This window comes from bacterium (genome assembly GCA_028821235.1).
Taxonomy (GTDB): domain Bacteria; phylum Actinomycetota; class Acidimicrobiia; order Spongiisociales; family Spongiisociaceae; genus Spongiisocius.
Genome location: JAPPGV010000043.1, coordinates 1 through 14,514 on the forward strand (window position 1 = coordinate 1; position 14,514 = coordinate 14,514).

Annotated in this window: 16 protein-coding genes and 1 tRNA gene; 16 read left to right on the top strand and 1 reads right to left on the bottom strand. The window is 68.6% G+C overall.

The genetic code is table 11. The annotated features are described in order from the left end of the window. Positions 1-493: hypothetical protein (locus OXK16_05055; protein MDE0375317.1), on the top strand; the 493-nt coding region annotated here is incomplete at its 5' end. On the opposite strand, the gene topA is transcribed toward OXK16_05055, so the two are convergent. Next, positions 490-3,060, bottom strand: a complete 2,571-nt coding sequence (topA, locus tag OXK16_05060; GenBank protein MDE0375318.1) for a type I DNA topoisomerase — start codon at positions 3,058-3,060, stop codon at positions 490-492. The genes OXK16_05055 and topA overlap by 4 nt on opposite strands. 146 nt (positions 3,061-3,206) lie before the next feature. On the opposite strand from topA, the gene OXK16_05065 reads away from it, so the two are divergent. The 15 genes from OXK16_05065 to OXK16_05135 all read left to right on the top strand — a co-directional run. After that, positions 3,207-4,565 carry an MFS transporter gene (locus OXK16_05065; protein ID MDE0375319.1) on the top strand — a complete coding sequence of 453 codons (1,359 nt, stop codon included), beginning with the start codon at positions 3,207-3,209 and terminating at the stop codon, positions 4,563-4,565. Between the two features lie 30 nt (positions 4,566-4,595). Next, positions 4,596-5,195 carry a dTMP kinase gene (gene tmk, locus OXK16_05070; GenBank protein MDE0375320.1) on the top strand — a complete coding sequence of 200 codons (600 nt, stop codon included), beginning with the start codon at positions 4,596-4,598 and terminating at the stop codon, positions 5,193-5,195. Further along, complete coding sequence (locus OXK16_05075) at positions 5,195-6,265, top strand: AAA family ATPase (GenBank protein MDE0375321.1); 1,071 nt, start codon at positions 5,195-5,197, stop codon at positions 6,263-6,265. Before tmk ends, OXK16_05075 begins: the two co-directional genes overlap by 1 nt. 109 nt (positions 6,266-6,374) lie before the next feature. Continuing rightward, positions 6,375-7,040 carry a class I SAM-dependent methyltransferase gene (locus tag OXK16_05080; GenBank protein MDE0375322.1) on the top strand — a complete coding sequence of 222 codons (666 nt, stop codon included), beginning with the start codon at positions 6,375-6,377 and terminating at the stop codon, positions 7,038-7,040. Positions 7,041-7,047: 7 nt separating this feature from the next. Next, positions 7,048-8,079 (top strand): potassium channel protein, encoded by a 1,032-nt coding sequence (locus OXK16_05085; protein ID MDE0375323.1) that lies wholly within the window; start codon positions 7,048-7,050, stop codon positions 8,077-8,079. A 48-nt stretch (positions 8,080-8,127) separates the two neighbouring features. Next, a complete protein-coding gene (locus tag OXK16_05090) occupies positions 8,128-8,754 on the top strand; it encodes a lysophospholipid acyltransferase family protein (GenBank protein MDE0375324.1) in 627 nt (208 codons plus the stop codon). Positions 8,755-8,789: 35 nt separating this feature from the next. Then, a tRNA-Thr gene (locus tag OXK16_05095) sits at positions 8,790-8,861 on the top strand. Positions 8,862-8,963: 102 nt separating this feature from the next. Continuing rightward, a complete protein-coding gene (locus tag OXK16_05100) occupies positions 8,964-9,542 on the top strand; it encodes a sigma-70 family RNA polymerase sigma factor (GenBank protein ID MDE0375325.1) in 579 nt (192 codons plus the stop codon). Further along, positions 9,542-9,778 (top strand): zf-HC2 domain-containing protein, encoded by a 237-nt coding sequence (locus OXK16_05105; protein ID MDE0375326.1) that lies wholly within the window; start codon positions 9,542-9,544, stop codon positions 9,776-9,778. Before OXK16_05100 ends, OXK16_05105 begins: the two co-directional genes overlap by 1 nt. A 20-nt stretch (positions 9,779-9,798) precedes the next feature. Further along, positions 9,799-10,743 carry an oxygenase MpaB family protein gene (locus OXK16_05110; GenBank protein ID MDE0375327.1) on the top strand — a complete coding sequence of 315 codons (945 nt, stop codon included), beginning with the start codon at positions 9,799-9,801 and terminating at the stop codon, positions 10,741-10,743. A gap of 19 nt (positions 10,744-10,762) precedes the next feature. Further along, complete coding sequence (locus tag OXK16_05115) at positions 10,763-11,071, top strand: hypothetical protein (GenBank protein ID MDE0375328.1); 309 nt, start codon at positions 10,763-10,765, stop codon at positions 11,069-11,071. A 16-nt stretch (positions 11,072-11,087) separates the two neighbouring features. Beyond that, positions 11,088-12,155, top strand: coding sequence for a zinc-dependent metalloprotease (locus OXK16_05120; GenBank protein MDE0375329.1), 1,068 nt, complete (start codon positions 11,088-11,090; stop codon positions 12,153-12,155). Then, positions 12,134-13,480 carry a tRNA lysidine(34) synthetase TilS gene (tilS, locus tag OXK16_05125; GenBank protein MDE0375330.1) on the top strand — a complete coding sequence of 449 codons (1,347 nt, stop codon included), beginning with the start codon at positions 12,134-12,136 and terminating at the stop codon, positions 13,478-13,480. Before OXK16_05120 ends, tilS begins: the two co-directional genes overlap by 22 nt. Further along, positions 13,459-13,986: a hypoxanthine phosphoribosyltransferase gene (gene hpt / locus OXK16_05130; GenBank protein ID MDE0375331.1), complete on the top strand. Its 528-nt coding sequence runs from the start codon at positions 13,459-13,461 to the stop codon at positions 13,984-13,986. The genes tilS and hpt overlap by 22 nt, the downstream gene beginning before the upstream one ends. A 119-nt stretch (positions 13,987-14,105) precedes the next feature. Beyond that, positions 14,106-14,514 (top strand): hypothetical protein (locus OXK16_05135; GenBank protein ID MDE0375332.1); only part of this gene is annotated, 409 nt, incomplete at its 3' end.

Sequence of the window (14,514 nt, forward strand, 5' to 3'; positions counted from 1 at the left end):
GGGACGCCTCCTGGGAGGTCTGGTGATCTTCCTGCTGTTCATGGCCATGGGGTTGCTGGCGATCCGTTTCCGGCCGGGATGGCTCCATGCCTGCGTTGAACGCGTGCGGAGGCGCCCCGCCGGGATCGTGGTCCGGGGGGTGGTGGCCCTCTTGATCCTGACCCTGCCGGTGACCGTCCCCGCCCTGGCCATCTGGGCCGGGCCGCCCCGAGTGGTGATGGCTGCCGTGATTGCGGGTCTGGTGTGCCTCATTCCGGCGTTCCTGGCGTTCCTGCTCGCGTTCATCTCGGGGTCGGTGCCGGTGATCGTGTGGGCGTGGGGTCTGGTGACCAGGTTCCGGATGGGACCGTACGGGTCTTTCGTGGCGGCCGCGCTGGTGTTCGTGATCCTCCTTCAGGTTCCGTACGTGGGAGGGATCCTGGCGACGGTGCTGCCGGTCCTAGCCCTCGGTGTCGCCTTCCGCAACCTGCCACAACGGTGGCGACGCGTCTAGCGCTTCTTCTTGGGCGGCCACTTGCCCTGGCTCTTCAGCTTCTCCCGCTTGGCGGCGAGAAGCCCGGCGGCCTCTTCGGGGCCCAGGCCGGCCACGGCATTCTCTCGAACCGAGGCGTTCACGATCCCATCCGTGAGGTACGGCCCGTACCGCCCGGTCCTGAGCACCATCTCGCCCCCGGACTCAGGGTCCTTGCCCAGCTCCTTCAGCGGAGGCGCGGCCCGACGGCCCCGCCGGGCCTTCGGCTGGTTCATCACCGTGACCGCCTCGTCCAGGGTGATCCCGAAGAGCAGCTCCTGGTCAGCCAGGTTCCGGTACTCGGTCCCCATCTTGAGATAGGGCCCGTAGCGTCCCAGACCCGCCACGATGGTCTGGCCGTTGTCGGGATGCACCCCCACCGTGCGGGGCAGGGAGAGCAGGCGCAGGGCGTCCTCCAGGCTCAGTGAGTCCAGCTCCATGCCGGACAGCAGGGAAGTCCGCTTGGGCTTCTGGCGGGATCCGGTGACCTGCTTACCGAGCTGCACGTACGGCCCGTAGCGTCCGTTGCGGGCCAGGACGGTCAGGCCGGACTCAGGATCGGTGCCCAGGATCTTGTCGCCTGAAGGAGCATCCAGGAGGCTGAGGGCCTTCTCGAGGGTCAGCTCGTCCGGCGGAAGGTCCTCGGGTATCGAGGCTCGGTCCTCGCCCCTCGCGAGGTACGGGCCATACCTCCCCACCCGCGCCACCACCTCGGCGCCGGTGAAGTCCTCCCCGACGGGTATGAAGAGGCTGCGGGGGTCGATTTCCTTGACGCGGTCCGAGGCGATCAATTCGAGCAGGCCGGGGGATCCGTTCCCGTGGAAGAAGCGGCTCAGCCAGGGGACCTTTCGCTCCTCGCCCCGGGCGATCTTGTCGAGGTCTCCCTCCATGCGGGAGGTGAAGCCGTAGTCGACCAGGTGGTCGAAGTGGCGTTCCAGTAACACCGTGGTGGCGAAGGCCGTCACCGACGGGACCAGCGCGGTCCTCTTCTTGAACACGTAGTCGCGTTCGATGATCGTGGATATGGTGGAGGCGTAGGTGGACGGCCTGCCGATCCCTCTCTCCTCGAGTTCCTTGATGAGGGAGGCCTCGCTGTACCGGCTCGGCGGCTCCGTGCGGTGTTCCTTGGCGCGAGCGTCCCGGGCGGTGACCTGGTCGCCCACCTCGACCCGGGGCAGGTGCCGTTCCCGATCAGCGTGGGCATAGACCTTCAGGAAGCCGGGGAACCGGATGGTGAGGCCCGATGCCTCGAACTCGACGTCCGTTCCTTCATCGAGCGTGGCTCCCGCCCGGACCCTTGTGGACTCGCCCCGGGCCGGGGCCATCTGCGAGGCCAGGGTGCGGGCCCATACCAGTTGGTAGACCAGGTGCTGGTCGCGGTCGGACACCAGCGCCGCCACCTCCTCGGGCGTCCTCCACCGGTCACCGGCGGGCCGGATGGCTTCGTGCGCCTCCTGGGCGTTGGCCACCTTGCCCGTGTACCGGACGGGTCCGGCAGCCAGGTAGTTCTTGCCGAACCGCTTCGCGATCTCGGAGCGGGCTGCCGTCAGAGCGGTCTCGGACAGGGTGATGCTGTCGGTCCGCATGTAGGTGATGTAGCCGCTCTCGTAGAGGGATTGGGCGGCTCGCATGGTCCGGCCGGGCTCGAACCGCAGCCTGGTGGAGGCCTCCCGCTGGAGGGTGGAGGTCCGGAAGGGCGCCTGGGGTTTGCGGGTATAGGGCTTGCGGTCCACCGACCGGATCCGCAACCGGGAGCCCTCGGCCGCCGCGGCGAGCCGGGCCGACCGGTCTTCATCGAGCAGCACGACCCGGGCGGACTTGAGGTTGCCGCCGGAGTCGAAGTCCTTGCTGCCGGCAGGACGCACGCCGTCAACGGCCACCAGATGGGCTTGGAAACCCTCGTCCCCGAGGGTGACGAGCCGGGCCTCCACGTTCCAGAAGCTCGCCGACCGGAACGCTATCCGCCGGCGCTCCCGCTCCACCAGCAGGCGCACCGCCACGCTCTGGACCCGACCCGCGGAGAGACCCCTCCTGACCTTGCGCCACAGCACAGGCGATACGCCGTAGCCGACCAGCCGGTCCAGGGTCCGCCGGGCTTCCTGGGCGTCGACCCGAGAACTGTCGATGGCGCGGGGGTTGGCCAGGGCATCCCTGATCGCGCCCGGCGTGATCTCGTGGAACACCATCCGGTGGGTTGGAACCTTGGGCTTCAGGACCTCGGTGAGGTGCCAGGCGATGGCTTCTCCCTCGCGGTCCTCGTCAGTCGCCAGGTACAGCTCGGACGCCTCCTTGGCGGCCTGCCTCAGCTTGGTGACGATCCGGCGCCGGTCGCTGGGAACGATGTACAGGGGCTCGAAATCGTTGTTTACGTCAACTCCCCAGTTCTTGGCCCAGGCCTGGTCCCGGTACTTGGCAGGGATCTGCTGGGCGCGGTCGGGCAGGTCGCGGATGTGACCCTGGCAGGACTCCACCCGGAAGCCCCTCCCCAGGTAGCCCCCGATGGTCTTGGCCTTGGCGTTGGATTCGACGATGATGAGCGGCTTGGCCATTAGGTCTTAATATCCTCATTCTGTCGAGCTTGTCAAAACGGGCCGGTCGTCCCTACGGCCGGTTGGCCCGGTGATAGTGCCCGAGCCCACCGGCTACGAGCGTACTCGGAGGGCCTGACACGATATGAGGGACGACCATAGAACTATTGCGTAGAGGTGCTTTCGCCAGGCTCTGGTGGGCGAGCGCCGCTTCCTCGTGGGGCGACTGGATCACGTTCTTCGCCACGCTTGCCCTGGCCGATCGCATCGGCGGCAGCACCGCGGTCCTGGTCCCCCTGGTGAGCCGGATCATCCCCAGCCTGCTGCTGGGCCCGCTGGCGGGCGTGCTGGCCGATCGGTTCGATCGCAAGTGGACGATGGTGGCATCCGATGCCGGGCGCGCGGTAGTGGTGCTCTGGCTGGTGCTGGCCAACGATCTGGTCACGATCGCCGTCATCTCCTCGATCCTCGAGATCCTGACCATGGTTCGCCAACCGGCGCGCGAGGCGGCCGTCCCCACCCTGGTCGACACGGAACAGTTGGTGAAGGCAAATAGCTTCTCGGCCGCCGCCGCCTACGGGACCGCTCCGATCGGCGCGGCCACCTGGTCGGGCGTGGCCGCTCTTTACGCCCTGGTGGGTTCGCTGGGTCCGATCGACCGGGCCCCCGACCTGGCCTTCGTCCTGGACTCTGTGACCTTCCTGGTCTCCGGTGCGATCGTGGCCACCATCGCCATCCCCAAGCCGACGCTCGCCGATGCGGGCGGCGCCGGCGACCGGCCGGGGAGGGACTGGTCACAACCCCTGCGCGACATGGTCGAGGGCTTCGCCTTCGTCACCCGGACCCGTACCGTCCGCCGGGTGGTGTTCGGGATGGCGGTGGCCCTGTTCGGCGGGAGCGCCCTTCTGCCCCTGGGCCAGTCGTTCGCCAGTACCGTCCTGCGAGGAGGCGACACCGGTTTCGGGGTGCTGGTCACCGCGCTCGGTGTCGGGGTGGGCCTGGGCATGATGGGGGTAGCCGTGTTCAGCTCCGACCGGACCCGATACGACCTCACCTACGCGTTGAGCCTGGGCCTGGCGGGTCTGGCCATCGTGCTGGCCGCCTTCGCCCAGACCATCAGCGGAGCGGCAGGCTGGGTGCTGGTAGGCGGCATCGGGACCGGCGTGGCCTATGTCACCGGCTTCACCCACCTCCATGGCGAGGTGGACGATACGCTTCGGGGACGCACCTTCGCGGCCCTGTTCACGTTGGTCCGCATGGCCATGCTGGCCTCGTTCGCGCTGGCGGTGGTGGCGGCGAACGCCCTCGACGGCATCTTCCCCGCGCCGTTCGACAGCGGCATCCGGAACCTGTTCGCAATCTCTGGCGTCCTGATCCTGGGCACGGGTTCGCTGCTGATCCTGGCCATCCGGTCGGCTCTGCTCAAGCCGGATGTCCCGCCCGAGGTGCGCCGGTCGATCCGTGATGCGTCCCGGGCCTTCGGCTCGATGCGGGGCCGGCGGGGCGACTCCGGCTACCGCGATTGAACGGGTACGAGGCGGCGGGGATGTAGCGCGGTGAGCCGCTACGTAGCGCTCGAGGGTATCGACGGGGCGGGCAAGACCAGCGTCTCGGCCGCGCTGGCCCTTCTTCTGGAGACGGCCGGCCACGAGGTGGTGCGGGTGCGGGAACCGGGTGGGACCGCGGTGGGTGAGGGCTTGCGGCAGATACTCCTGGACGGGCCTCCCGTCACGCCCTGGGCGGAGGCGCTGATGTTCGCCGCGGCCCGGGCCCAACTCGTCACCGAGGTGATCCGTCCCGCTCTCGGTCGGGGCGCCTGGGTGCTGAGCGACCGCTCCGTGTACTCGTCGCTCGCCTACCAGGGTGCGGGCCGGGGGCTGGGTATGGACCTCGTGCGGCGGATCAACCAACCCGGTCTGCGGGGAGTCTGGCCCGATCTGGTGGTGTTGCTCACCGTCTCTCCGCAGGAGGGCCTGGCGCGGCAGGCCAGACCGGATCGGATCGGCGCCCAGGGGGCTCCGTTCCTCGGGGCGGTCGCCGAGGGTTTCAGCAGGCTTGCCACAGAAGAACCGGGTCGTTTCGTGGTGATCGACGCCGGGCGCCCGGTGGAGCAGGTGGTCGCCCGCGCCTGGGATGCCTTGGGGGTCGGAGGCTGATGCCGGGATTGGGCGAAGGCGTTGGAATCATCGGCCACCGGGCCACCCTGGCGGCGCTGGGCGAAGAGGTGGCGTCGCCGGCCCACTCGTACCTGTTCACCGGACCGTCCGGTGTCGGGAAGGCCAGGGTGGCCCTCTCCTTCGCGGCGCAGCTGGTGAGCCGGTCGGAGGCCGGCAGGGATCGGGTGATGCGGAAGAGTCATCCCGACGTGGTGATGATCGGACCCGAGGGTAGCGCCGGATTTGGGGTCGGCCAGTCCCGGATGGCGATCACGGCGGCCAGCCTGCGCCCGGTGGAGTCCGATAGGAAGGTGTTCATCCTGGACGAGGTCTCGACGATGACAGAGGCAGCGGCCAACGCCCTGCTCAAGACGTTGGAGGAGCCACCCGCCCGGACCGTGTTCGTCCTGGTGGCCGAATCGGCCGACGACCTCCCGCCCACGGTGGCGAGCCGTTGCCGGCTGGTCCGCTTCGGGCGGGTGCCGGAGGGGGAGTTGGCGGCGGCGCTCGTGGAGCGGGGCGCGGAGGCGGAGAGGGCGTCGATGATCGCCCGGATCGCGGGGGGAAGGCCGGGTCTGGCCCTGGACCTGGCGAACAGTGACGAGGCGGCGGCCTTCCGGCGGTCATGGCTGGCGGTTCCGGGTCGGCTCCCGTCGCAGCCGGGCCACGGCTTCCGGCTGGCCGAGGAGATGCTCGAAGCCCACGCGCCCCTTCTGGCAGGTATCAAGGCCCGCCGCGATGAGGAGATAGAGGCCCGCAAGTCACGCGGAGACCCCGTGCCCAAGGCGTTGCGCGACAGTTACGATCGCGCCTTGCGGCGGACGGGCATGGCGTTGCTGGTGGCCGGCCTGGACATGCTGGCCTCCTGGTATCTGGACGCGGCGTCGGTCCAGCACGGCGGGCCGGTCCGCAACCCGGACGTGCCGAGGGCCGAGCTGGCGAAGGTCCCGGCTCGTCCGGCGGCGCGCTCGGCGGAGTTGGTGATCGATGCCGGCGTCCAACTCCGGCAGAACCAGCGCCCCAGGCTGGTGCTGACCTGGCTATTCAACCGCCTCGCCGAAGGTGCGTAGAAGTTGTGGGTTGCTAGTCGTTAATTGCTATGAGCTATTATTGACCACTGATCAACCGGCCACCAGGTCGGCCCTAACATCACCCAGGAAGGCGATACGAGGTAGCAGGATGAGCATCGGCAACCCATACATCTCGCCGGAGTTGTACGAGTACATCCTGGCCACCACCCTCCGCGAGGATGACCTGGGCCGCGATCTTCGGGAGGAGACGGCGCAGCTACCCGAGTCCAACATGCAGATCTCGCCCGACCAGGGCCAGTTCATGGGGATGCTGGTGAAGCTCATGGACGCCACCCGCATTGTCGAGATCGGAGTGTTCACCGGCTACAGCAGCCTCTGCATGGCCCGGGCGATGCGAGACGGCGGCTCTCTGGTGGCCTGCGACATCAGCCTCGATTACACCGGCGTGGCCCGCCGCTACTGGGCGCGAGCGGGCGTGGCGGACCGGATCGATCTGCGGATCGGTCCCGCCATCGAAACGCTGGACGGCTTGATCCGGGAAGGAAGTGGTGGGGACTTCGATCTGGCCTTCATCGACGCCGACAAGGAGAACTATCCCGGGTACTACGAGCGCTGCCTGTCCCTGCTGCGCTCCGGCGGGCTGATGATCCTGGACAACATCCTCTGGAGCGGTCGGGTGGTCGACCCGGACGACACCGGCCGGCAGACCTCCATCCTCCGGGACCTGGCAGCCGAGGTCGGTCAAGATGGTCGGGTGGCGGACGTAACGCTCCTGCCGGTGGCCGACGGCCTGCTGATGGCCCGCAAGGTCTGACGGCGACATGAAGATCGCCTCCTACATGCGGCCTCCCGAAGCCGGCGAGGTCAGTTGGACGCGCTTCCGGGCCGGGCTGGGCCTGCTGGCCCTGGTGCTCGTTCTCGGCACGACGGGCTACGTCGTGCTGGGCCTGCCATGGCTCGACGCCCTTTACCAGACCGTCATCACCATCTCCACGGTGGGCTACCGGGAGCTGGGCACATTCAGCACTCGCTACGAGGTGTTCACGATCCTCCTGATCCTGTTCGGGACCGGCACCGGCCTGTATACCCTCGGAGTGCTGATCGACACCATGTTCGAGGCCAGGGTTACGGGACACTTCCGGAGGCGAAGGATGAGGCGAAGAATCGATCGATTGAAGGGCCACGTGATCCTGTGTGGCTTCGGCCAGGTAGGGGAAGCCATCTGCGAGGAGATGATCCGGAGCGGCAAGCAGGTGGTCATCGTCGACCGTTCGCTCCCGGACCGCGCGGATGGCTCTTCCGACATCCCGATGGTGCAGGGCGATGCCACCGATGACGCCGTCCTGCATCGGGCGGGGCTGGGGCGGGCCCGAACCCTGGTGCTGGCCCTCGACTCCGATGTGGACAACCTGTTCGTGGCGCTGACGGCCCGCTCGATCAACCCCGAGATGTTCATCGTGGCGAGGGCCAACCACCGGGCGGCCATCGGCAAGCTGCGCCAGGCCGGAGCCGACCGGGTGGTGAACCCCCACCAGATCGGCGGGGCGCACATGGCGGCGATGGTGGCGCAGCCGGAGGTGGTGGAGTTTCTCGACGTGGTGATGCGAGACGGCGAGTTCGAGGTGCGGATGGCGCATTTCGAGATCGCTCCGGGCTCGCAGCTGGCCGGTCGCTCCCTGGGCGAAGCAGGTATCCGGCGCCGGACGGGAAGCACCATCCTGGCGATCCGGCGCGGCGAGACCTTCCTGACCAACCAGGACAGGCAGCTGGTTCTGGAACCCGGGGACATCATCATCGCGCTCGGCACCGACGACCACCTATGCCAGCTCCAGGCCCACACGACCGGGGCCTGACCCATAGTTCCGGCCGCTCTCCGGGGGCCTCTCAGCAGGATCGCCTGGGTGTTGCTGTGGCCGATGGCCAGGGTCGTGGCCGCCTGGTTCCCGTATTCGGTCGTCCGCCGCGCCCGGTTACCGAAGGGCCCGTTCGTGGCGGTCGTCAACCACGTCTCGTCACTCGATCCGCCCATCGCGGGCCTGGCTCTGCGCCGGCCGGTCCGGTTCCTGGCGCTCGACGAGCTCTGGGGTGTCCACCGGGCCCTCGACGCGGTGCTCACGATCTTCGACTCCATCCCGGTCCCTAGGTCCGACGGCCGGGCGCTCGGAGCGTTGCGGGCGGCGCTCCGGCACCTGGAGTCGGGCCGTCCGATCGGGGTGTTCCCGGAAGGCCGCCGGGTGGCAGCCTGGGGGGAGGTCCCGCTCAAGACCGGCGCGGCCTGGCTGGCGGTACGGGCGTCGGTTCCGGCCGTCCCCGTGGCCATATGGGGGAGCCAGCACGCCATGCCGATGGACGGGATGAGGGTAAGGCGCGCCCCGATCAGGGTGGTGGTCGGGGCACCGATCGACCCCAGGCCCTTCATGGAACGTTCCGACCCGGTGCCGGCCCTCAACGAGTCCATCCGCTTCGCCCTCGACCAGGACCTACGCCGGCTGGAAGCCGCCTACCCGGACGGGCCGGCCGGCGGATGAGGTGGAGAGTTTCCAGCACTAGAATTGGCGGACCAGCCGGAGTAGCTCAGGGGTAGAGCAGCTCACTCGTAATGAGCAGGCCAGGGGTTCGAATCCCCTCTCCGGCTCGCATGCATGGCGCGGTTAGTTTGCCGAGAGGCGGGACCTCCCCGGCCGCCAGGTCAGACTGGCGATCGCTCGTGGGCGCTGGATAGCCAGGGACGAGGCTGATGGCGGACAGGGCGAACTTCGAGCGGGACGCGATGCAGTACGCACATCCTCTCTTCTCGGCGGCACTGCGCATGACCCGCAACCGGGCCGATGCCGAGGACCTGGTGCAGGAGACCTTCCTGAGAGCCTTCCGGGGATACGATGGTTTCAAGGAGGGGACCAACCTGCGGGCCTGGCTCTACAGGATCCTGACCAACACGTTCATCAACCGCTACCGGCAGCAGCAGCGCCGTCCCGACGAGGTGGATCTGGACGGGGTGGAGGGACTCTATCTGTACAAGCGGGTGGCCACGCCCGAGACCAATCGAGCGGCGCGCTCGGCGGAGGACGAGGTGTTCGAAGCGCTGGAGGGATCGGACGTGCGGCAGGCGATCGACAAGCTTCCCCGGAAGTACCGGATGCCGGTGCTGATGGCCGATCTGGAGGGATTCTCCTACAAGGAGATCGCCGGGATGCTGGAGATTCCCATCGGAACCGTGATGTCGAGGCTCCATCGCGGACGAAGGGCGCTGCAGAAGCTATTGTGGCAGACCGCGGAGGAACGGGGGTTCCGCACCCCCGACGGGGAAGGGGATTGATGCACCGCAAGTCGTGCTTCCGGGCCGCCACCAGGCTCTACTCCTATCTCGACGGCGAGATACGGGCCATCCGAAGGATCCGGATCCGGCTGCACCTCAGGCGATGCCTGAACTGCGAGCGCGCCTTCCACTTCGAGAAGCGGCTGCGCCGCTTCATTCGCGAACGGGCCCGCGTCGATGCTCCACCCGAGGTGGTGGAGCGCATCCGACGCCTGATCCGGGAACGAAACTCCTGACCCGACCTCGTTCGAGAAGGATGGGGGAGTCGTGGCGGGCCCGGGTCCGGGCCTCGGCTACAGGTCCGTTCGGCCACATCGAGTACCCGCTACGCCATACCCTGGACTTCCCCGGCGACCCCGGCGTGTGCGGTCCCGGCTCGGCATCCTGGTCGGTGATCTCGGACGTGGCCGCCTTCGTGGGCGGCATCAGGGCACTCCTCATCCAGAGCGCCCATCCGGAGGTGGTGGCCGGGGTTGCGGACCACTCCCGCTACCGGGTCGATCCGCTGGGCCGGCTGTCCCGGACTTCCGCCTACGTCACAGCAACCACGTTCGGCGCCGGCCCCGAGGTAGAGAGTGCCGTGGAGGCGGTGAGAAGGGCTCACAGCCGCGTGGAGGGGACCTCCCACCGTGGCCGGCCCTATTCGGCCGGTGCTCCCGGCCTGTCCGCCTGGGTTCACAACGTGCTGACCGATTCTTTCCTGGCCGCCCACCAGGCATTCGGGGCGGTGGCACTGACCTCCACCGACGCGGACCGCTTCGTGTGGGAACAGGCGCGCATCGGGCGGATGCTCGGAGCTGAGCCCGTACCCGAGGAAGCGGACTCGCTGTCGCGCTGGGTGTCCGATCATGCAGACCTCGCTCCGTCGCCGGGGATGCGGGCCGCCGTCGACTTCCTGGCCGACCCGCCGCTGGATCGGATACAGAAGGTCGGCTACCGACTGCTCTATCTCGGGGCGGTCTCGACGATTCCGGCCCGGATCAGGGGCCTGCTCGGCATCCGGCGGCGTCGGGGTGGCCGTCCGGCCGGTGCTCTGGCGGTGAAGCTCCTCCGGTCGGTGCTGGGGTTCTCGCCCACCTGGAGCCTGGCGCTGATCCGCTCCGGCTGCCCGGTTCCCGAAGGTGTGCTCCGCCAACCCCTCCCCGTCGACCTCCCGCCCGGCTGGCAGCCACCTATCCGGCCGGCGGGTCTCCATGGGTGAGGCTGGTACAATCGAGTCCATGGCAGGAGCGGTACTTACCAGGGCACTTACAGGGCCGGTCGCCTGGTTGCTGGTGGGTTTGGTCGTATGCGCCGGGCTGGTTGCTTTCCCGCTCACAGCCGGGGGTCAGGAGTCCGAGACCCCGGCCGCGGATGCGCCTGTGCCCGCTATCCCGGTTCCCGACGATCCGCCTGCGGCACCCGAGCCCGAATGGTCCTACCGGTTCCTGGTCCCGGCCACCCTGTTACTCGGTACCGCCGCGGTGGTGGGCGCCATCATCATGTACTTCGTGAGGGTCACCAAGAACCGCTACCGTGTGATCAGGTGAGACCGGCGCGGTCGCGATGGGGCCGGGCTTCATCGGCCCCGGCCTGATGCAACCCGAGGACCGGGCCCGAACGCTGCGCGTGGCCGGCTACCTGGCCGGCGCCTATCCCCTGGCCGGCGCCTATCACCTGGCCGCCCTCGAGGAGATGGCCCCCACCCTGGTTCACCGGGCCGGCTCCATGGTCGAGGAGGAGACCGGCTTCTCCGGCCCGGGCGAGCCCACCGTCACGGTCATCGACCGGCTTACGTGGGTGGAGCGCAACCTGGCCTTCTTCACCGAGCTGCTGCGTCCCGTGGAGGAGAAGCTGGAGGATCACGCCGAGGAGACCGGGCTGGGTCACCGCCTCGCCGGGCTCCTGATGGCGATGGAGACCGGCGCCGTTCTGGGCCTGCTGTCACGGCGCGTCCTGGGCCAGTACGAGCTGCTGCTGCCATCCGACGGTCGGGCGGACCAGATCTGCCTGCCCGCGCCCAACATCCTGGAGATGGAGAGGAAGTTCCAGCTGCGTCCCGCTGATTTCCGGTTCTGGGTGGCTCTTCACGAGGTCACCCACCGGCTCCAGTTCGTGGGTGTTCCCTGGCTTCGAGAGTACTTTCTGGGCCTGGCGGGAAGTCTGGTGTCCCTGTCCACGCCCGAGGATCCGTCGCGCCTGGAGATCCTGCTGTCCCGGGCAGGCGAGGCGATCAGGGAAGGCAGACCTCCGGTGGGGGAGGCCGGGGTGCTGGGCCTGATGGCCACTCCCGCCGAGTTGGAGCATCTTGACCGGGTGCAGGCGCTCATGTCGCTGGTGGAGGGTCACGGGCATGTGGTGATGGACCGCATCGGGCAACGACAACTCGTCACGTGGAAACGGATGTCCGATCTCTTCACCCGGCGCCGCCACCATCCTCGGGTCGCGGCCCTGTTGCGCCTGTCGGGGTTGGAGATGAAGCTGCGACAGTACGACGAGGGGCGCGAGTTCATCCTGGCGGTGGAGGAGCGGGCCGGATGGGCGGCGGTCAATCGGGCCTGGGAGTCTCCCGAGACGCTGCCCACCAGAGCGGAGATCAAGGCCCCCGAGACGTGGTTGGCTCGCGTCGCCTAGAGCGACTCGGCTCCGAGGTCGCCACCCTGGCCGGCCAGACGCTCGGAGACGACCCGTTGGTGGTGGCTCTGAGCGGCGGCGCCGACAGTGCGGTCCTGGCGTGGGCGCTGCAGGAGTGCGGGAGAAGGCCTCGAGCCGTTCATGTCCACCACGGCTGGCCCGGCTCGGACCGGATGGAGTCCGCGGCCAGGGAGGTTGCGGACCGGCTCCGCCTGGGGTTGACCGTCGTGCGGGTGGACACCTCCGGGCCGGGCTCGCCCGAGGCTGTAGCCCGCCGGGCCCGCTACGAGGCGCTCCGGCGACAGCTGGGCGCAGGGGAGCGGATCGCCACCGGCCATACGCTCGACGACCAGGCCGAGACGGTCCTCGGAAACCTCTTGTGGGGGTCCGGGCTGGACGGGCTGAGGGGTATCCACCGGTCCCGTCCCGGCCTGGTGCGCCCCCTGCTCGAAGTGACCCGGACCCAGACCCGGGAGCTGGCCGCCCTGCTGGGGTTGCCGTTCGCGGACGATCCAGCCAACCAGGATGCCTCCTACCGGCGGGTCAGGATCCGCCGCGCCCTGGCCGGCTGGGAGCGCACCCTGGCCCCCGGCATCGGCCGGAGGCTGGCCGATCTGGCCCGGCTGGTCGAGCCCGACCTGGCCTTCCTCGAACGGGCCGGCGCGTCTGCCAAGGTGGAGCGCCTGGGAGGATCCGTGCGCGTCGCGGCCGGTGAGATCCGTACCCTTCCGCCGGCCCTGGCGGCCCGGGCCGTCCGGAGGGCCCTCCGGACGCTCGGCGAAGGACACCCGGGCGCCCGGCGCGACGTGGAGGTCGTGCTGAGGGCGGCCGTGGACGGCAAGGAGGGCCGCATCACAGGCGGTCACCGGGTGGCTCGCGTGGGGGCCTACGTGATGGTCGGCGCCCAGGACCCTCCCGCCGTCCCGCCGTCCGTGCCCTTGTCGATGGGGAGAGCGACCCGGTGGGGCGCCTGGAACTGGGAGGCCCGGGAGCATCCCGGGCGGCCCGAGGCCTTCCCCCTCTCCCGGTGGCGCCAGGTCTTCGACGCCCGGGCCCTGCCCCGGGGCGAGGCGGTGGTCCGGCCGGCACATGACGATGACCGGATCGCCATGGCCCGGGGAGGCAAGCGGGTGGCGGACGCCCTGTCCGAGGCTCGCATCCCCCGTGCCGAGCGGGCGGCATGGCCGGTGCTGGCCGTGGGTGGCGAGGTGGTATGGGTGCCCGGAGTCCGCCGGGCTTACCGTGGATGGGTCGACGAGGATACGATGGGGTACGTCCTGGTGGAGGCGACGAGGGAGGACAGGTGGAAGCCGGTCGGGTCTTGATAAGCGAGGAGGAGATCGCTCATCGCCTGAAGGAGATGGGCGACGAGATATCCCGTGACTACCGCGACGAGCGGCTGCTGGTGGTGGGGGTGTTGCGGGGGGCCTTCATGGTGATGGCCGACCTGGCCCGGCATATCAGCATCCCCGTGGAGTTCGACTTCATGGCGGTGTCCTCGTACGGCTCGAGCACTAAGACCTCGGGCGTGGTGCGGATTCTCAAGGACCTCGATGAGGAGATAGCCGGCCGCCACGTGCTCCTGGTGGAGGACATAGTGGACTCGGGCCTCACCCTCGACTACCTGCTGCGAACCCTCCGGTTGCGGAACCCGAGCTCCATCGAGCTGGCCACGCTTTTGCTGAAGGAGGGAACGCAACGGGTCCCGGTCGAGGCCAGATACGTAGGCTTCCGGATCGGTCCCGAGTTCGTGGTGGGATACGGCCTGGACTACGACCAGCTCTACCGAAACCTTCCCTACGTCGGGGTCCTGGACGAGCACTCCCTCTAGAAGGGGTGGTCATAGGCTGGTTTCTACCGTAGGATGGGGAACGCGAACCTCCGCTACGCCACGATACCGGGCTCACCGGGTCTCTCGCCGCGCCATGGCAGCAACAGGGGAAAGATGAATTGAGCAAGACCACCCGCACCATCGTTCTCTACGGTCTCGTGGTGATGGCCCTCGTGCTGCTGGGCCAGCGGTTTCTCGACCAGGCGGCCGAGTCGGGTGAGATCGATCTGACCGTATTCGAACAACTGGTGGAGAACGGCTCCGTAGCCGAGGCGACCATCCTCGAGCGTTCCAACGCCATCGAGGGCATGCTGGCCCCCGGAGTAACCGTCCCGGACGTTCCGACCGAGTTCCGCGTTCTCTACCCGGCCGAGTACGAGGGGGCCCTCACCGAACTGCTCCTCAGTAACGATGTCAAGGTGATCATCGATCCGGAGCCTCCCGGTTTCTGGGGTCTGATCGTCGGATTCCTTCCGTGGCTCCTGATCTTCGGCTTCATGATCTTCGTGATCATGCAGATGCAGAGCG